Consider the following 17,785-nt stretch of genomic DNA (forward strand, 5'->3'; position numbering starts at 1 on the left):
AAACGCTCGCGGTCTTCGACGGAAAGCAGGATGCAGACGGTCTGAGCCATGCCGAGAGAATCGCATGATTCAGGCTGCCTGTGAATCCTCCGTTTGCGTCAATGCACTAGCAGCAGCCTCAGCAGCAGTTTGAGCCGTCACAAGACAATCCCATGCCTTTTCTGGCTCGCTTTTCTTAAGATAAAGCCACATGCACAACTCAAAACGTAACGCCATACAGACGCATTCGAATCCGAGAAAAAGATTGGCTAAATTATCATCTTCTAAAATAATTGCTGCATTCTTTGATACCATTATATCACGCATAAGACTATCAAGCTTATCGCAAGCGTCTTTCTGAAGATCTGAATCCCTAGTTATAAACAGAAACGCCATACATTCTTCTATGATTTTATTATATAAATCTATATCACTGCTCATTATATGTCTTCATTATGATTTTTGAAAGCTCCGAAAGACCTTCAATATCACCTTCATAGCTTATTCTTTTGCATAATTTGTTCTTTTTCTTTTCAAGAACAATATTAAATTTTACCTTCTTGTCGCCTGGAACGCCGCGAAAAAGGTCTGTTATATAATTTGATAGTACATTTAATGCTAATGACACCATATATGAATTTTCACTTATTATTCCAGACGTAATAAAAAGTGTTGGGCATATCCATTCAATTCCATTATTTTGGATATAAGGTGTCTTATCAATTTCAAAAATATTATCCACCGGGATATTGTTTTTTCGAAAAATCTTCCGAACTGTATCTGCCTCTGACTGTTGCCAAAATTCATTACTTGACGTTGCCGTTGCAAAATTTTCAGGTAGTACAGCTATATTGTGCGGAACAACAACTCCAAGCGCTGAAGCTCGATCCTTCACGCAAATATATTCCTCTATCGTTACTGCCATTTTATCGCTCCCGTTTCTTCCAATTATCAAGAATAACGGCACCACCTGTAACAGCTAAGGGCCTCAATGGATCGGCGGCCATTGACGTGCTGTGTGAACCAACGCCAATACCCACACCGTTTCCTCTTCGACTTCGTAAACCACGCGATAGCTCTCATGTAGGATCAACTCACGAGTGCCGGGGATTATTCCAACGCGCCCCATCAGCGGGAAATCGGCCAGCATGGCGACGGAATCGCCGAATAACTCATCCATCTTGATGGCGGCTCTCGGATTATTCGCCGCGATGTACTCCACCACGCTATATCGGTCTTGTTCGGCTTCCGGTGTCCAACGAACTTTCACACCTCGTTCTCGCCCGCATTACGCAACAATTGGGAACGATACGCAGCGCGCTCAGCTTCAACCTCATCATTTGAACGGCCACGACCGGCATGCATTGATAATCGCGCCAAGGCAACCTTCCGACCTAAAAAGGCCTCATACTCCCGCGCCTCGCGTTGGCGATCGACATAATCGCGCATCATCTCACGTACAATCTGAGACGCCGGCCGGTGAGCGGCCTCAGCCTCAGCCATAAATTCGTTGCGAAGCTCGAATTCGAGCTTCATCGTGAAAACGGCTTCCTTTGGCATAGCGGCTCTCCCACGCGGTTCATACTGACGAAGTATACACGACTTCATCACGTTTCACCAAACCCCTCGCCCGATAAACCGAAATGTCATGTCGTAGTCACTTTCCACCGGAAAACAGGGAGGGAACCGCTGTAGTTGCTCCACCACCACCGCCCACCGCTGCATTTCCCGAAAACCGCGTCACCCTCTCGCCATCGACCTCGGCTACCCCCGCCGAGCCATTCCCGATCACCACCGCCGGGCTTTCATAGCGCAGCCGACCGGCATTGTTGGCCAGCACGACATAAGACCGGTCCCCAAGATCGACGCGCCCCACCAACCGCCACGTCTCGGAGATCGGCGCGACCTTCGGCGGAACGGCAACCGGCATAACCGGAGCAGACGGCACGGACGCTTGCGCCGCTACGGCAGATGACTTGACCAAGCTGCCACTGGTGAAAAATCGGATCGTCATCCACACCGAGAACGAGAACCCCACCACCACCAGCGCTGCCATGACCCACAGCTTTTTCGAGGCAAGGACGTTCTGCCGCTTGTCGGTGGCGACCTCCCTGCCCTTGCCGCCTTGATAGCTTTGATAAAGCTCGCAGATTTTCGGGTCGTATTTCTTGTCATGCTGGCTTTGCCGGTTCTTCTTGAACAGCTTGTGGCCGCGATAGACATCGACCCGATAGAAGCTGTCCAGCCCGACCGACTTCTGTTTCGTCATGCTGTAGACGAAATCGAGCACCGAACTGACCGTGCGGTGCAGATCGGAGAGAACCTGGACGATCAGCACCACGTCGCCGGCAATGCCGGTGTCCGCGTCGACGCCATGGCGATGCATGCGGAAATATTTGTGATGGCGCGGCGCGATCTTCGAGCCGGCGCCCCACCATTCCCAGGCTTCATCAATCACCACCAGATCGCCGGGATTGACGTATCGGCCCGGTTGCCAGGACCGCCCCTCGTCCTCTTCTTCACCGTCCACCGGTTCCGGGAAAAAATCGGGATCGGCAATTTCCGCGCCCTTGACCCGAACCAACTCGCCGATTTCGTCCAATGGCTTCCCGGACTGTTGCGCGGCGAACTCCCGCAGGCGATCAGGCGACAGACCGTTGATGTTGGTCACCACACGCCGGCCCAGGGCCAAGGCCGGCAAGATCACCGATGAGACGGCCTCATAGGTTTTGCCCGAGCCCATCACCCCGACATAAGCGGTCAGCGCCATGGCTCACCCCACCACCGGCAAACGGCGGATGATGAAGCGCAGGCCCGCCGCCGACAGCACGGCCGGCAGACCGACCGAGAATTGAAAGACGTCGAGGAAATACCAGACGCCGGACCCTATCCCGGCAAAGGCCCCGCCCAGGCTTGAGGCCGTGGGCAGCAATGGCGTCAAAATTGCCAGGATATCGGAGACGACGAAATAGAGCGCGAAATAGACGGCGAACTTGACCAGAACCGAGCGGACCAGCCACGCCAACACCGAATTGAGGGCGGATAGAACGATACCGAACATCGGATCACCTCATGCCTTGAGAACGATCATCAAGCCGATCAGCATCCACACCACGGCCATGAGGCCGGCGATCACCGAACGCTGTTGTTCGATCAGCGTGCAATGGGCGTTGATGGTGAAGCTTCGGCCGAAGGCCGAGAACGACGGCGCTGGGCAGACCCCTTGATGTCCCGGCACCTGAAAAGCCCGGACGTCGGAAAACAGCGACAGGATTGGCCCGAGGATTTGCGGCATGGTCGGTGTCGTCTCCAAGCTCGGAGAGGCGATACCAGGGTTAGGACCAAGATCGACCGTTACCTGAATGGTTGTGCCGGTTCCTGTGCCCGTTCCAGTTCCTGTACCCGTGCCTGTCCCTGTCCCGGTGCCGGTTCCCGTTGACGGCGAAACGCTGAAATCCGTCGTCCGATTGGACGAACCCGTCGTCAGATCACGCACGGTCGGCCAAGACGAGGCCCCCTGCTGTGCTGCGGAGGCATCCCCGGCACTGATCGGATTCGACACCGGATAGGGCACGCCGCTGTATCCCGGTGCCTGAGACGCCTTCTGCCATAAGGCATCGGCAATTGCCGAAATAATCTGCGGACTGACGGCTTGGTCCAGTTCCGACGACGGCAGCATGTTCACCGCATCGGTCAGCGAATAGGAGCCGGAAACCGCCGTCGGCGTTATGCCCGGAACCGGAATGCAACTCGTTGTTCCCGAGATGTAATAGTCCCCGGCCGGACAGGTCACCGTCCCGGTTTTCATCGCGACCTTGATGGTTCCCACGGTGCGCCAGCCATTATCGTAATACTGGACGTCACAGCCGCTCGAACTACAGTTGATAAGCTGAAACTGGCCATTGGAAACGTTCGGAGCCGTAACGTTATAAGACGCCGCCAAGGCCCCCCACGGATCGCCGGCGCAGGGGACATTGGCATCCGCGAAAATGCTGTCTTGGCAATAGACCACGCCGCCAATCTTTGTCGGAGACGCCTGAATCAGTCCGCTCCCCAGGGTTGGCGCACCGGTATCAATCGCCGCCACGCTACTCGGATAACCCTCGGGACTGGCTCCCGCCGGGACGGTGACGGTCACCGGTTTAGAGGATGCCGGATCGCCGAAGGCCCAATTCCACAGGCTGGAGACGCCGAGGGAAACCGCCGTTCCGACCAGGGCGGAAATGCCCGCCGTCGCCGCCACCGACAACCAGGCTGGCGCCGTGGCCAGCGCACCGCCGACCAGCAAAGCCGTTCCCGCGCCAGCGGCACTGCCCGCCGCAATGGATGTCATTCCGTTCAATGTCGTCAGATATCGCGGATCCTCGGCGGTAACACCGAGCGACAGCATTTTCTTTTGTGTCACGGTGGAAACCGCATTCGACACATTGACCGGCAGGCCGGCCGCCAGGGCGGGCCGCGTTACCAGCAACAGGGCCAGCAACGCGCCGATTATCGCCCGAATCATCATCAGCCCCGCAAGCCGTCGATGACGGCCCAGGCCGACAACAGCCCCCACAGGAACATTGCGCCGTACCACATGCTGTTGGCGTCCATGGCCTCCCCCTCAAAAAGAAAGGGAGGGATCAGCAGCGCCGTTCCCTCCCCGTTCACCCGGTGAAAGTGGCGAGCCGGCTACGAACGCACCATCGCCAGCACGAACTTTGCCCCGCGCACGGCGATCAGCACCGTGACCACCGCCGCGGCGACGGCCATCACCGCGGTCACCGCCGTCGAGAAATCCACGGCGCCGCTCAGGGTGGTGAAATCGACCGCCGTACCGGCGGCGAACGCCGAGACGGACACCGCCATCGTCCCCACCGCCGCCGACGCAGCCGCGACCGCCTTCGCCGTGGTCGTCAGGCCGGTGCCCAGTTCCCACTGCTCATCCTCGTTCTTCACCATGTCGAGAACCTTGCTCATCACTACCTCCTCTTCGAAAACCCCGGAACCGCCGGGACGGCCGCCCGCTATCCCCGGATCACTTCGAAAATCAGTCCGATGTTGCGGGAAACCCACCATAGGAAAATCACCGAGCAGAACGCGCCGCTCCAGAACTCCGCCGCCAAGGCCGGATCGAAGCTGGCCGAAGCGCCGCCGCCGGATTGAAGCTGTGTTTGCGTGACGTAGTTCTGCAATGTCGCGGTCAGAGCCGATTGCGTGACCACGCTTGCCGCCCAGGTGTTGAAACTCGACAACGGCACCATCTGCGCGGCCAGCGTCTGAAGATCGCCTTGCGAGGCGACGCCTTCCGCCGTCAAGGCCGTGCCGAGATCGGCGGATGATCCGGTGCAGGCATTGAACGCCGTCCACTGGTTGGCCGCGTTGGCGCCATAGAAACCGGCCAACGAAGGCGCCCCGCACACCGAATAACTGCCCGTCGTGAATGGCATGGATCTTCCTTGGCAAAAGGACGAAAAACGGGGGCGAAAACGCCCCCGCGCCATCACGCGGCCTGATTTTTGGCCGGTTCGACCAACAGCCGAACCTCTGCGCCATCCTCGACCGTGAATTTCTGTTGCCCCGTCTTGCGGTCGACATAGGCGCGCACCGGGACTTCGACCTCCCGGCCAACCCAGGCGCCACACTTTTCAACGGATTTCACGTAAAAGGTATGAAGCTGCAACCGCTTGCCATAGGTGGACACATGCTCTTCGCTCATCATCTGGCAGAAGCTGTATCCGTCGATTGGTTCGCCGGTCTTTTCGTCCTTGCGGTCGGGAACCGCCAAAACGTTCACCAGCTTGCCCCGCATCGTCAACGCCATGTCAAAACCCTCCTTGTCGCGGCTTTCCCAGCCCAATCGGCACGCCATGCCGCAACAAGGAGTCTATTAGCAGAGGGACGCCCAGAACGAGAGCGTTTCAGGGGTTTTCAAAGGAAGTTCGAATCTTTGCTTTGTCTGCGTTTCATAATGGATTTCGCAACTTCACGCCCCCCCCCTGAATGCTGGAGATGAGCTCTCCGTCGTGTCATTTATCACCGTTTTTAATCCGTTTGATGGATCAAAGTAAATGACAACTGGATAGTCAAAAATTGAATTGTATAATAAAACAATATCTAAAATATTTTAGCGTTCGGTATGTCAGAATAATTTATTTAACCGAATTGGATCAGGCATGGATTCTATAAAAATTTCAAAACTTCTATTATACATCTTATTTAATTCAATATTTTTCCGCTTTCTATATGGCATTACTATATTAAAATACACATCGTAATTCTTACTATATTCTAATCCATTCTGTTTTATTGCGCGACCAAGGTGATCTTCACAAGAATGTGTCCGCTTTCTTCCAATCATTTTTTTCATATGCAGCGGAATTAGCCAGCATTCTATCGAATGAACTGCAATTGCAAATATTAATTTTTCCTTGTGCTTAAGATAAATATCATCCCCAATAATTCCAACAATTTTTGAAATAACATCAAAAATAATATCTGGCGCATCGCGTTCATTCCCATCTTTAGTCAAGTAAACGCCAAAATTTTTTTCTTCGCAGCAATCCGTATCTATCTGAATTACCACAAAATCATTTAGTGCGATAGCTTCTCGAATACGGTCAGAATAAGAACAATACTCCAGAACATTTTCCCAACCACCAAATCCCCCCTGACGACTTTCATCAGTTGCATCGCGAACCGGTTGCAACGGGTTAAAATCTAATTCATCATCAAGTTGTCCCGAATAATATCCTTGGATAATAGTCTCAATCACCACCTGATCTGTGATTCCTTCTGTAATCAATGCAAAGGTCGGCATCGTCAAAACCTCTTCGGTAGCCCACCGAGCGAACCTCGTAAAAAGGCCTCAGATAACCTGATCGGCGATTCCCCTACCGCCTGTTGTGGCTTCAGAATCCGGGTAACCCGCGTCTGCCCGCGACTTCCCCTGGAAACGACAAATAACCGCTGATCATCATCGTCCAAGTTCAAACCATCTAGGACGGCAGGGTTATGGGTAGTCAATATAGCTTGCTTGCCATGCCCCTCCGCAAGCTGAGCCAGGTGCCGAATCAGACGCTCGCATAATTTCGGGTTGAGGGATGCGTCGATATTATCGATCGCAAAAAATCGCGGGGTCAAATCACTCGAAAACAATGAAAAGTAAAACATGAGGAACAAGAAACCCTCATTCGCACTCTTTTGATCAAACATATTGCTCGTTTCGTCAAGATACCTATCCCTAATCTCCAATCTACTGACGACACCATTCTGATCCTTAGATACGAAGAAATCATCAAACCACCCAAAAAGTTTTAGGCCGTCCTTTATTTTTTTTAAATTCGCACTATTTTTCTCTTCAGATAGTACAGACAAAAACTTCAATAGCCCTTCACCATTTACTCCGAGAGGCTCAATTTGCCCTTCAGGCTCAAGCCTTCGAAGAGACGTGTTCTCAGGAGAGAAGATAATAAAATTATCCAAAATACTTGACGCCGTTGTCTTTTCCTTAGCTTTCTTTAACAGGAAATCGATGAATAAATTTTCATTATCCAATTCGGTATTGACCGAAACCGATATTGATTTTTTATTCCGTCTATTATTTTTGTTATTTTTCCCCTCTCCCAGCGCGGAGATAAAGGCGTTGCCGAATTTTTCAAGAGCGCGCTTGGCCTCAGGTGCCGATCCACTTTCGGACGCGCTGAATTCCTTCAGAGCCTCAACTAAAGTAGCGAAATCCATTCTTGCAGAAACGGTCTGAGAGTGACATTTCCACCGAGAGTATGGTCCATTATCATTAGTAAGTTCGAATGTACTCGGCAGAGAATCATCGCCATCTAATATGCTAATTTTTATTGGTAAGTCAGGAGATTTTTTTTGGAATGCTGCACGCATATATTGTGGTTGAGCAACCCTGATTCCGCGAGAGGCCAAAAATTCATTATCGAGCTTTCCGGCACTCGCAGCTCCAGCAAGAGCGATTGCCTCAAGAATATTGCTCTTTCCTGCCCCATTTTCGCCTATCAAGACGTTCAGGCGACCAAGTTGCAGTTTCGCCTTATCGATCGACTTAAAGTTTTGTATCTCGATCGTCGTGAACACAGATTTGTCCCTAAACAGGAAGTTCAAGATTAAGAATCCACGCATCCGGCGTGTTCGGCTAGGACCAATATCACGGGGTGCTTCGGCATTCCAGCCCCACATTAGGCTCGCTTGGGTCGACAATCGTATGTCTGACGCAAACCGAGATTTCAGCGCTCCAAATGTCGATCATATGAGCGCTCTTTTTTGGGACATTTGCCGAACCGACTCTTACCTGAGTAAGATTAGAATTGTGAATACAAAAGCGTGCCAATAACTATTACGGTTCATATTTAATCTAACTAATCAACTTTGGGGATGGTCTGTCTCGAAGCAATCGGTATCCAAGCTCCGCCTATTCATCCCAACAGCCATCCATCGCCGAATCGTAATGCCAACGTAGCTGATAGCGTTTTCCCGAGCCCCACTGCGTCCCGCTGGAATCAAACCAATTCCGAGGGTCGAAAATATCGATTTCGGGGATCGAACGCGGTTCAAAAACCACCTCGCCGGTCCTTCGATCGACCAGCGAGCCGTCAGAGCGGCAGAAGGGCATTTCGGCGCCCGCCTCCGCTGGACAGTTATCGTAATAGTGTGAACGGTAAACGCCGCCTTCGGCGGTTTCCTCCTGGCGGCCCGCTTCCGCCCGCGCGCCATTGACCGCCGCCACCAGTTTTTTGGGATCGGGAGCCCCGGCCTTGTTCCACCATTCCTTCGCCTTCTCGCCGGTCGCCGCCATGCGATTGAGCGCCAGTGCGCCGAGACGGGTCCGGGGTTGAGCGGTAAAATTCCGCACCAACAGCACCGGCTCTGCGTAAGGCGAAAAGCGCGGTTGCGGCAGGGTGAAGGCCAGCACCTCGTTTTCCGGCAGCAACACGTCAATGCCTTCGCTCGTCCGTTCGCGGGTTTGTTTCCGCACCTTGCGAAGCCCATAGCCGGTTTCCGGCGAAAACACGCCGACCACCCGTTCCTTACCGATCCGCAAGCCGGCGCGGAACTGCCGCAACTCGCCCATCGGCGTTGCCACCCGCAAGCCGAACATCTCATGAAACAGCCAGACCAGCGGATGCGATGCACCGGCCGCCGCTTGTCGGCGCAGATCGCCGGCGACATCGAGGACCAGTTGCAGCGCTTTGCCGAAAAACGCCTCGGCCGGCAGACGATCCGACCGGCCCTTGTTGGCCTTGGCGGCAAGTTTGACGGCGACCATATGGGCCAGTTCGGCCGGATCGAAGGCACCATCCGCCCAGTCCGGCACCGCGCAGGCCAGATCGGCCATGAGCGTCAGGTCGTCGCCCTTGAAGAAATATTTGACGATTTCATTGGCGTTGCGGACCCGGCCGTTATCCTGCCAGCGGGCGCCGAACTTCTGCGCGGATCGCCACAAGAATTCGGCCCAGCGTTCTTTCGACAAGGGCCGTTCCAGGTAATAGAGGACGTTCGAATGCGGGTGAATCGATAGCCGCTCATCAACAGTCAGTTCGCCATGCCGGTCGACCACATGAACGCCGAACTCGGCTTTCGCCCAGCTCGCCCATTTACTGATCCGTCGATGCGCCACGCGAACCCGGTCGCGCAGGTCGCCGAAAAGCTCGACGCGCTCACCGAACGTCACCACGGCATAGCGCAACCACTGGCCTTTCGGGTGATTGCGCATGAAGAATTCCAACTCGCGGAGCATCGCCGCCCGATTGCGTGACGACGGAACCGGCAAAACATTGGTGTTCCGCCAGCCTTCCAACTCCTGACGCTGGCCGGTGATCAGCCCCACCGCAACAAGACGCAGATCCGTCCGCGCCGGAATACCCTGTTGTTCAAGGATTTCGGCGAAGCGTTCGGTGTCGGCTTCCAGTCGTTGGCGATCGGCATCGCGGGCCAGCCACGCTTGAATGTCGCTTCGTGACCGGCCGGTGTTCGCCTCCAAAACGAAGGCGTGCGAAAACGCCCCCTGATCGAGACCAGAGAACGAAGCATTCCGTGATGTGTGATTGGGTTGACGGTGCTGGGCTAAGCCCGGCACCTTGCCTGCTCATCCTGCGACATTCGTCGCGCATGCACCGTCAACCCGTTTCGATACCCCCGCTTCCACGCCGCTTGCAAAAGCGGACGGCAAGACGCATAGGGGCACGGCGAAATCAATCCCCGCACCCCCAACGCATAACCCGCCTTCTCGGCTTTTTCCGTTCCGCTCTCCAGCGGCAAGATCCGCTGAAACGAGCCGTCATCCCGCCGCCTAGCCATTCTCGAACTCTTCGGTCACATGAGACGTCGAAGCGGCAGGACGAAGCACCGCTTCCGCCCGCCGTCCGGCATCCCATGCCACAAAACGATCTAACGAGTGAGAGCCCCACGGATTGCGGTCACTGGGAACGCCTTGTCGATAAGCAGTCACCCCACTGTCGAAACAGTTTTTCAACTCATGATAGTGTTTAGTCATGGCGGCACCATGGCCGCGCGTGACCGATGGGCGCAAAGTCGCCCTCTAGACTCCCGGTAGATATACGAGCAATAATATGCCGTTTATCGGGCGACATACCGCACGGAACATTAGCGGTTAGCGCCCCAACACTGGGCAGTGATAGCACTTCCAAGGAAGCCCCCTCGGCTTAGTCTACTCTGCCAAGGGTTGTATATTATGACGAATAAGCTTGCTGGGATCGGCGCCGAAATTCGCAGTTTTCAAAGGATTTGGCGAAAAACCTGATCGAAACTTCTGGAAAACGCGACATTATGCCGTGCGGGAGTTTTTCGATCCGAAATCAGCTTCACGCCAATGGTCCATGCGACCACAACTCACAAATTTAGGAACATCAACCCAATTGCGCGCTCTCGTAGTTGATCACGTTTGCGATTCGGGCATACTCCTTTGGATTGGGGGAATTTTTTGTCATCCGGATGCGAAACGGTTTGCCGCTCCTGATGGCGGAGTGGCTTATGGCTCGTACGGATATTGGGCAACCGGCGGCAAGCACAGAGCAACGGATCGTTCGGCGCCTCGTGGCCGGTGTGGTATTGGCAAATATCCTCCTTGGCGTCATCTGCATCTTCGAACTTTATCGCGATTGGGCGAAATCCAACGCGCAAGCGCAGGACAAGGCGCAGGCCATCGCGCGAGCCGTCGAGGAAAAAGCGCGTGGCTTCATAGAGAAAATAGACTTAGCTCTCCTATCGCTCGAAGATGAAATGGCCCGCCAGGAAGCGCAAGGCTTCATCGACCGCGCCGCCATGCAGACCTTCATCGCGAGGCTCGATACGCGTCTGCCCGGAACACTCGGCATTCGCGTCCATGATTCTTCCGCCATGGTCCAATTCGCCGTCAACGGAATCGTCAATGATCACGCCAACGTCAGAGACAGGGATTACTTTCAAACGCTTCGGGACGATCCCAAAGCCGGTTTGATCATTTCGGCGCCGCTCGTCGGACGTATCAGTGGCGGCAGATGGGTCGTCGTCGTCGCCCGCCGGCGCAGTCATCCGGACGGCAGTTTCGCCGGCACCATTCATGTGGCGGTGCCGGTGGAGAATTTGTTGAACGACATGAGCGATGCCGATCTCGGCCGACATGGTTTCATTTCTCTCTACAACGAGGATCAGGCGCTTCTTCGACGCTTTCCCGAAGTCGCCCCGGTTGCCGTCACGGCCGTCGGTCGCGCCAATCGATCCCAACAATTTCACGCCTTGGCCGACTCCGGCGCCGATGCCGCGGTTTATCAGACCGCGTCCTATGTCGACGGCATCCTCCGCGTGATCGCGTTCCGCACGATCAGCCCCTTCCCTCTTTATCTGACCGTCGGTCTGGCCCATCAGGATTTCCTGGCCGAATGGGAAAACGAGGCGGTCGAATTCGGGGGGCTGACGGGTGGAATCCTGCTGCTGTCGACTGTGGGGTCTATCATCGGGTTTCACTGTTGGAAAAGGAGGCATGCCGCCTTTTCCAACAGTGAAACCCTGGATGATAGCGAAATGTCCTTGCGACTGCGCGAGGCCCGCTTGCGGTCGATGTTCGAATTCCTGCCCCTTGGTCTGGTCAGAACCGGCGAGGACGGCCGTTTTCTCGAAGCCAACCACGCATTTCTCAAGATGCTCGGTTATTCGATGGATGAGTTATCGGCTCTAACTAATTGGGATATCACGCCGGAACGTCACCGACATGACGACGCAATGCTGATGGCGGAGTTGCGGCTGAAACGGCGCTACGGCCCCTACGACAAGGACTATGTGCGTAAGGACGGTCGTTCCGTCGCGGTTCGGTTGAGCGGCACGCTGATCACCGAAAGCAGTGGTGAAACATCGATCTGGTCGATCGTCGAGGATCTGGGGGAGCATCGGCTTCAGGAGGCGAGAAATCTGTTATCGGCCAGCGTCTTCGACAATACCATCGAAGCAATCGTCGTAACCGACGCTGAAGCCCGGATCATCTCGGTCAATCCGGCGTTCGGCGACATCACCGGTTTTTCCGTCGAGGAAGCTTTGGGACGGAATCCCCGGCTGATCAAATCGGACCGTCACGATACGAATTTTTACAAAGACTTGTGGGATCAACTTCTTACCGAGGGGAAATGGCAGGGCCAGATCTGGAATCGGCGGAAGGACGGTGAAGCCTTTTTAGCCTCGCAAACCATATCCAGTATTCGCGACACCCATGGCAACATCACCCACTTCGTTTCGATCTTCATCGACATCACCGATTTGCATCACAAGGATGCCCTGCTCCGCCATCAGGCCTATCACGACGCCTTGACGGGGTTGCCGAACCGTCTGCTGCTGCAAGACCGTTTGGGACACGCCATCGAGGTGGGCCGCCGCACGAGCGAGGACGTGGCCGTCATGTTCATCGACCTCGACCGTTTCAAGATCGTCAATGACAGCCTGGGCCATGACGTCGGCGACATGTTGCTGATGGAAATCGCCGAGCGCCTGCAAAACTGCCTGCGTCGCAGCGACACGGTGGCGCGCTTGGGTGGAGACGAATTCGTGGCGGTTTTGTCGAACGTCAACTCCGCGATGGAAGTTGCTGAAATCGCGGAAAAAATCGTCGAGTGCATGAGCCAGACAATGGTCGTCAAGGGACATCAACTGGCGATCGGCGCCAGTGTCGGCATCGCCATGTTCCCCCAGGATGGCACCGACGTCACCACCTTGATGAAAGACGCCGACGCCGCCATGTACCGGGCCAAGAAAAGCGGCCGGGGGACCTTCCGGTTCTTCAACGCCAGCCTCGATGGCGCCGCGTCGGCCCGCCTGTCTCTGGAGATCGCCTTGCGGCGGGCCTTGGAGCGCGAGGAGTTCGAGCTTTACTACCAGCCGAAGATCGATCTGCGGTCTGGCGCCTGTTCCGGAGCCGAGGCCCTGATCCGTTGGAACAGTCCCGAACGCGGATTGGTCTTGCCGGGACAATTCATTCCATCGGCCGAGGAAAGCGGTCTAATTGCGAATATTGGCGCCTGGGTTCTTGAACAGGCCTGTCGTCAATTGGCCGCGTGGCGGGACAGCGGCCGGACGGCACTTCAATTGTCGGTGAATGTTTCGGCCCGTCAGTTCATCGATCAAAGTCTTTGCGACCGCCTGACCCATTTGTTGGACCGCTACCACATCGATCCGGCGCTTCTGGAACTGGAACTCACGGAAAGCACGGTGATGGCCGAACCGGATCTGGCCATCAAACAGTTGCTGAAGCTGCGCTGGAACAATACCCCGGTATCCGTTGACGATTTCGGCACCGGCTATTCCAGCCTCAGCTATCTGAAGCGTCTGCCGATCCATACCATCAAAATCGACCAATCCTTCGTACATCATGTCGATTCCGAAACAGACAACGCCGCCATCGTCGCCGCCATCGTCGGAATCGCGCGGGCCCTCGATATGCGGATCATCGCGGAGGGTGTCGAAACCGAAGGCGAGGAACGTCATTTGATCGAAGCTGGATGCAGCCTCGCCCAAGGCTTCCGTTACGCCGCCCCCCTGCCCCTCGATCGGTTCGAATTATGGCTGGCCAACCAACCCATGGCATTCCCGAACCTACGCTGAAGCGGTGTATTTTTAGGGGGCGGCTTCTTCCAAAAGTGACACTGGAGCGTGATGCCTTAAATCTGCATCACGCTCCGGCTTGTTTTTCAAGCCCTTGGCCTTAGCGCACGCATCCGCGTGCTTGGTCGCGGCCTCATTTGACGCTCGGATACTCTAAATTTAGAGTGTCGCTGGATAACCTCTCATATCTCTTTGTAAAGACGGTTCAATTACAGCTTTTCTAAAAATCTGATTGCCGGAATACCCATATTTCTAATATATGTAATATTATATGTCCTTCGGCATATGTTGCGATCCGTGCCTAGGCGTTCTGCCTGAAAGGCGAGTGAGATGTTTTCGTTTCAGAATTTTCGTATCGTCAACAAAGTTCTTCTTCTGCTTGGGTTGCTCGGCCTGGTCGCCATGCTGGCGACGGTCTTCGCCACCGGGAAAATGCGTACCATCGACAACACCTATGGCGAGTTGGTCAATAAAACGGCTCACGGCACCCTCGCCCTGTCCAGGGCTGCCACGCGCATCCGCACCACCGCCATGCTGCTTTACGATCTCATCGCCGAAGAGGACGACGCCAGGATGAAGGCAATCGTCGCGGAGATGGACGCCACGCACGATCAGTGGAAAAACATGTCGGCGACAGCCAAGGATCTGCTGCCCGACCATGCCGCCGACATCGGCAGGATGATGGGTCAATATGAGACCCTGTTCGCCACCATCCGCGACATCCAGGCGGTGGCCCTGACCAACGACAACGCCAAGGCCATGGCGCTCACCAGGGAGCGCTTCGCTCCAGAAATCACGAGCATGACCGCTACCATGGCAAAGCTTCTGGTCGAAGCCGATAAGAAGATGCAGGCGGATTCCGCCTCCGCCTCGGCGGTCACCGGCAGCACCATCACGCTGACCTATGGCGCGGTGATGAGCGGTCTGGTCCTGGTGATGATCCTCGCCGTCGTCATCACCAACCGGGCCGTCTCGAAGCCCATCGTCGAGGTTGCGCAGGTCATGGAACGCCTGTCCGACCGCGATTATTCGGTCCAGATCAACGGAACCGATCGCCGGGACGAGGTCGGCATCATGGCCAAGGCCGTCCAGGTCTTCAAAGACAATATGATGCGGGCCGATCAACTGGCGGCCGAACAGGAAAAGGACCGCCAGGCCCGCGAGCAGAGGGCCGCCCGCCTGGAAACCCTGACCCGGCAGTTCGAGACCACCGTCGGCGACGTCTTGCAGGCGGTCAGTTCCTCGGCCACCGAACTGCAGGCCACCGCCTCCTCCATGTCGGCCACGGCGGAGCAGACCACCCGTCAGGCCACCACCGTCGCCGCCGCCGCCGAACAGGCTTCGGCCAATGTGCAGACGGTCGCCTCGGCCTCCGAGGAACTGTCCTCCTCCATCGGCGAGATCGGCCGGCAGGTTGCCGAATCGACCAGGGTGGCCACCGAGGCCCGCGAGCAAGGCAACCGCACCGACGAGATGGTCCAGGGGCTGGCGCAAAGCGCCCAGCGCATCGGAGAAGTGGTCGCGCTGATCAACGACATCGCCAGCCAGACCAATCTGCTGGCCTTGAACGCCACCATCGAGGCGGCGCGCGCCGGAGAGGCCGGCAAAGGCTTCGCCGTGGTTGCCGGCGAGGTGAAGAATCTCGCCAACCAGACCGGCAAGGCCACCGAGGAAATCGCCCAGCAGGTGACCGCCGTGCAATCGGCCACCAAGGAGGCGGTGCAGGCCATTCAGGCCATCGGCGCCACCATCACGGAGATCAATCAGATCTCCACCACCATCGCCTCGGCGGTCGAGCAGCAAGGGGCGGCCACCCAGGAAATCGCCCGCAACGTGAACGAGGCCTCCATCGGCACCCGTCAGGTCACCCAGAACATCGGCGGAGTATCCGAGGCGGCCGAGGGAACCGGCCATGCCGCCTCCGACGTGCTGGGCGCCGCCACAGAACTGTCCCGCCACGCCGAAACCATGAAACAGGCCGTGCACGGCTTCCTGCAGGGGGTCAACGCCGCCTGACATTCCCCACGAATGGGTTCACTCCTTGCGCAACGCATGGATGGAGTGAATCCATTTTTATATCAGCATCTATCTTCATGCCAACTTCCGGTGAGCGGAGCCGATCACCGCCCCTCCCTTCAAACGCCGGTGGTTTTCTCCAAAACCCTTGGGCGCCGCCCGTATAAGCGCGCCGGCCATCAATAGGCATAACCAAGTTTCGATGAGTAGATCTCTTCGAAACTTGCTATGGGATGTATTTCGTCTCGCTTCCGAATTAAATAAATAAAATAAATATACCATTATTTTTGAATCAATTATTTAAATATCATTAAATAAAATTCTGTATTTATATTTAACTTAATATTTCTAAAAAGATAAAAACAAAAAATTTTCAAAAATAAATCGTCTATATCAATCGATAAATTGGTATGCATAAAATTTTTACATATATTACCCTTATTATGCACCATTAAATTATCGCTTGATTCCCACGCATTTTAATCATTACATGGATAAGCGTATATCCATCGATATATGATTTTCATATATCTCATAAGATGATGTTCTACCATGGGTGGTTTTCAATGGTGTCATTCCGGGACATTCGCATCGTCAACAAAGTTCTTCTTCTGCTTGGGTTGCTCGGCCTGGTCGCCATGCTGGCGACGGTCTTCGCCACCGGGAAAATGCGTACCATCGACAACACCTATGGCGAGTTGGTCAATAAAACGGCTCACGGCACCCTCGCCCTGTCCAGGGCCGCGACCCGTCTCCGCACCACCGGCATGCAGCTATACGACCTCATCGCCGAAGAGGACGCAGCCAGGATGAAGGCAATCGTCGCCGAGATGGACACCACGCACGATCAATGGAAAAGCATGTCGGCTGCCGCCAAGGAGTCTCTGCCCGACCATGCCGCCGACATCGGCCGGCTGATGGATCAATATGAGACCCTGTTCGCCACCATCCGCGACATCCAGGTGGTGGCCCTGGCCAACGACAACGCCAAGGCCTTGGCGATCACCCGGGAGCGCTTCGCCCCGGCGATGGACGCCATCTTTACCGTGATGTCCAGACTTCTGGTCGAGGCCGATCAGAAGATGCGGACGGAGTCCGCCTCCGCCTCGGCGGTCACCGGCAGCACCATCACGCTGACCTATGGCGCGGTGATGAGCGGTCTGGTCCTGGTGATGATCCTCGCCGTCGTCGTCGCCAACCGGGCAGTCTCGAAGCCCATCGTCGAGGTTGCGCAGGTCATGGAACGCCTGTCCGACCGCGATTATTCGGTCCAGATCAACGGAACCGATCGCCGGGACGAGGTCGGCATCATGGCCAAGGCCGTCCAGGTCTTCAAAGACAATATGATGCGGGCCGATCAACTGGCGGCCGAACAGGAAAAGGACCGCCAGGCCCGCGAGCAGAGGGCCGCCCGCCTGGAAACCCTGACCCGGCAGTTCGAGACCACCGTCGGCGACGTCTTGCAGGCGGTCAGTTCCTCGGCCACCGAACTGCAGGCCACCGCCTCCTCCATGTCGGCCACGGCGGAGCAGACCACCCGTCAGGCCACCACCGTCGCCGCCGCCGCCGAACAGGCTTCGGCCAATGTGCAGACGGTCGCCTCGGCCTCCGAGGAACTGTCCTCCTCCATCGGCGAGATCGGCCGGCAGGTTGCCGAATCGACCAGGGTGGCCACCGAGGCCCGCGAGCAAGGCAACCG

Annotated in this window: 17 protein-coding genes; 3 read left to right on the forward strand and 14 right to left on the reverse strand. The window is 55.7% G+C overall.

The genetic code is table 11. From position 1 onward, the window contains the following. Positions 1-69: 69 nt before the first annotated feature. From CWS72_RS17300 to CWS72_RS28820, 14 genes are all read right to left on the reverse strand, one after another. Positions 70-420, reverse strand: a complete 351-nt coding sequence (locus CWS72_RS17300) for a hypothetical protein (RefSeq protein WP_101251890.1) — start codon at positions 418-420, stop codon at positions 70-72. After that, positions 410-904 (reverse strand): hypothetical protein, encoded by a 495-nt coding sequence (locus CWS72_RS27475; RefSeq protein ID WP_146002781.1) that lies wholly within the window; start codon positions 902-904, stop codon positions 410-412. The genes CWS72_RS17300 and CWS72_RS27475 overlap by 11 nt, the downstream gene beginning before the upstream one ends. A 63-nt stretch (positions 905-967) precedes the next feature. Next, entirely contained in the window at positions 968-1,249 is a 282-nt protein-coding gene (locus CWS72_RS17305) for a type II toxin-antitoxin system RelE/ParE family toxin (protein WP_101251891.1), read from the reverse strand. Continuing rightward, on the reverse strand, positions 1,246-1,539 hold the full coding sequence (locus CWS72_RS17310) for an antitoxin of toxin-antitoxin stability system (RefSeq protein ID WP_101251976.1): 294 nt from the start codon (positions 1,537-1,539) through the stop codon (positions 1,246-1,248). The genes CWS72_RS17305 and CWS72_RS17310 overlap by 4 nt, the downstream gene beginning before the upstream one ends. A 97-nt stretch (positions 1,540-1,636) precedes the next feature. Beyond that, positions 1,637-2,749, reverse strand: coding sequence for a zonular occludens toxin domain-containing protein (locus CWS72_RS17315; RefSeq protein WP_101251892.1), 1,113 nt, complete (start codon positions 2,747-2,749; stop codon positions 1,637-1,639). A gap of 3 nt (positions 2,750-2,752) precedes the next feature. Then, positions 2,753-3,040: a DUF2523 family protein gene (locus CWS72_RS17320; protein ID WP_101251893.1), complete on the reverse strand. Its 288-nt coding sequence runs from the start codon at positions 3,038-3,040 to the stop codon at positions 2,753-2,755. 9 nt (positions 3,041-3,049) lie between these two features. Then, positions 3,050-4,486: a hypothetical protein gene (locus CWS72_RS27870; RefSeq protein WP_158240693.1), complete on the reverse strand. Its 1,437-nt coding sequence runs from the start codon at positions 4,484-4,486 to the stop codon at positions 3,050-3,052. Between the two features lie 167 nt (positions 4,487-4,653). Further along, positions 4,654-4,941: a hypothetical protein gene (locus CWS72_RS17340; RefSeq protein ID WP_199175759.1), complete on the reverse strand. Its 288-nt coding sequence runs from the start codon at positions 4,939-4,941 to the stop codon at positions 4,654-4,656. Positions 4,942-4,988: 47 nt separating this feature from the next. Continuing rightward, positions 4,989-5,411, reverse strand: a complete 423-nt coding sequence (locus CWS72_RS17345; RefSeq protein ID WP_101251897.1) for a hypothetical protein — start codon at positions 5,409-5,411, stop codon at positions 4,989-4,991. 53 nt (positions 5,412-5,464) lie between these two features. Next, positions 5,465-5,785 carry a hypothetical protein gene (locus CWS72_RS17350; protein WP_146002783.1) on the reverse strand — a complete coding sequence of 107 codons (321 nt, stop codon included), beginning with the start codon at positions 5,783-5,785 and terminating at the stop codon, positions 5,465-5,467. Positions 5,786-6,103: 318 nt separating this feature from the next. Further along, positions 6,104-6,781: a phage tail protein gene (locus CWS72_RS27480; RefSeq protein ID WP_146002784.1), complete on the reverse strand. Its 678-nt coding sequence runs from the start codon at positions 6,779-6,781 to the stop codon at positions 6,104-6,106. A 2-nt stretch (positions 6,782-6,783) separates the two neighbouring features. Then, a complete protein-coding gene (locus CWS72_RS17355; RefSeq protein WP_101251978.1) occupies positions 6,784-8,064 on the reverse strand; it encodes an AAA family ATPase in 1,281 nt (426 codons plus the stop codon). Positions 8,065-8,398: 334 nt separating this feature from the next. Next, the gene (locus CWS72_RS17360) at positions 8,399-10,063 is read right to left on the reverse strand and encodes a hypothetical protein (RefSeq protein ID WP_146002785.1); all 1,665 of its coding nucleotides are present in this window, start codon (positions 10,061-10,063) and stop codon (positions 8,399-8,401) included. Continuing rightward, positions 10,051-10,284, reverse strand: coding sequence for a ribosome modulation factor (locus CWS72_RS28820; protein WP_420824074.1), 234 nt, complete (start codon positions 10,282-10,284; stop codon positions 10,051-10,053). The genes CWS72_RS17360 and CWS72_RS28820 overlap by 13 nt, the downstream gene beginning before the upstream one ends. Positions 10,285-10,977: 693 nt before the next feature. Here CWS72_RS28820 and CWS72_RS17365 point away from each other — a divergent pair. The 3 genes from CWS72_RS17365 to CWS72_RS27875 form a co-directional block, all read left to right on the forward strand. Further along, complete coding sequence (locus tag CWS72_RS17365; RefSeq protein WP_158240694.1) at positions 10,978-14,070, forward strand: bifunctional diguanylate cyclase/phosphodiesterase; 3,093 nt, start codon at positions 10,978-10,980, stop codon at positions 14,068-14,070. 330 nt (positions 14,071-14,400) lie between these two features. After that, positions 14,401-16,086: a methyl-accepting chemotaxis protein gene (locus CWS72_RS17370; protein WP_101251901.1), complete on the forward strand. Its 1,686-nt coding sequence runs from the start codon at positions 14,401-14,403 to the stop codon at positions 16,084-16,086. 566 nt (positions 16,087-16,652) lie between these two features. Continuing rightward, positions 16,653-17,785, forward strand: a 1,133-nt coding sequence (locus CWS72_RS27875) for a HAMP domain-containing protein (RefSeq protein WP_158240695.1), incomplete at its 3' end; no start/stop codon positions are given.

This window comes from Telmatospirillum siberiense, assembly GCF_002845745.1.
Classification (GTDB): Bacteria; Pseudomonadota; Alphaproteobacteria; order Rhodospirillales; family Magnetospirillaceae; genus Telmatospirillum; species Telmatospirillum siberiense.

Coding starts and splice junctions, on each gene's coding strand:
- CWS72_RS17365 (WP_158240694.1), top strand. CDS start 10,978: ATGGCTCGTACGGATATTGGGCAACCGGCGGCAAGCACAGAGCAACGG.
- CWS72_RS17350 (WP_146002783.1), bottom strand. CDS start 5,785: ATGGCGTTGACGATGCGGGGCAAGCTGGTGAACGTTTTGGCGGTTCCC.
- CWS72_RS17370 (WP_101251901.1), top strand. CDS start 14,401: ATGTTTTCGTTTCAGAATTTTCGTATCGTCAACAAAGTTCTTCTTCTG.
- CWS72_RS17340 (WP_199175759.1), bottom strand. CDS start 4,941: ATGAGCAAGGTTCTCGACATGGTGAAGAACGAGGATGAGCAGTGGGAA.
- CWS72_RS17310 (WP_101251976.1), bottom strand. CDS start 1,539: ATGCCAAAGGAAGCCGTTTTCACGATGAAGCTCGAATTCGAGCTTCGC.
- CWS72_RS17315 (WP_101251892.1), bottom strand. CDS start 2,749: ATGGCGCTGACCGCTTATGTCGGGGTGATGGGCTCGGGCAAAACCTAT.
- CWS72_RS27870 (WP_158240693.1), bottom strand. CDS start 4,486: ATGATTCGGGCGATAATCGGCGCGTTGCTGGCCCTGTTGCTGGTAACG.
- CWS72_RS28820 (WP_420824074.1), bottom strand. CDS start 10,284: ATGGCTAGGCGGCGGGATGACGGCTCGTTTCAGCGGATCTTGCCGCTG.
- CWS72_RS17320 (WP_101251893.1), bottom strand. CDS start 3,040: ATGTTCGGTATCGTTCTATCCGCCCTCAATTCGGTGTTGGCGTGGCTG.
- CWS72_RS27475 (WP_146002781.1), bottom strand. CDS start 904: ATGGCAGTAACGATAGAGGAATATATTTGCGTGAAGGATCGAGCTTCA.
- CWS72_RS17345 (WP_101251897.1), bottom strand. CDS start 5,411: ATGCCATTCACGACGGGCAGTTATTCGGTGTGCGGGGCGCCTTCGTTG.
- CWS72_RS27480 (WP_146002784.1), bottom strand. CDS start 6,781: ATGCCGACCTTTGCATTGATTACAGAAGGAATCACAGATCAGGTGGTG.
- CWS72_RS17300 (WP_101251890.1), bottom strand. CDS start 420: ATGAGCAGTGATATAGATTTATATAATAAAATCATAGAAGAATGTATG.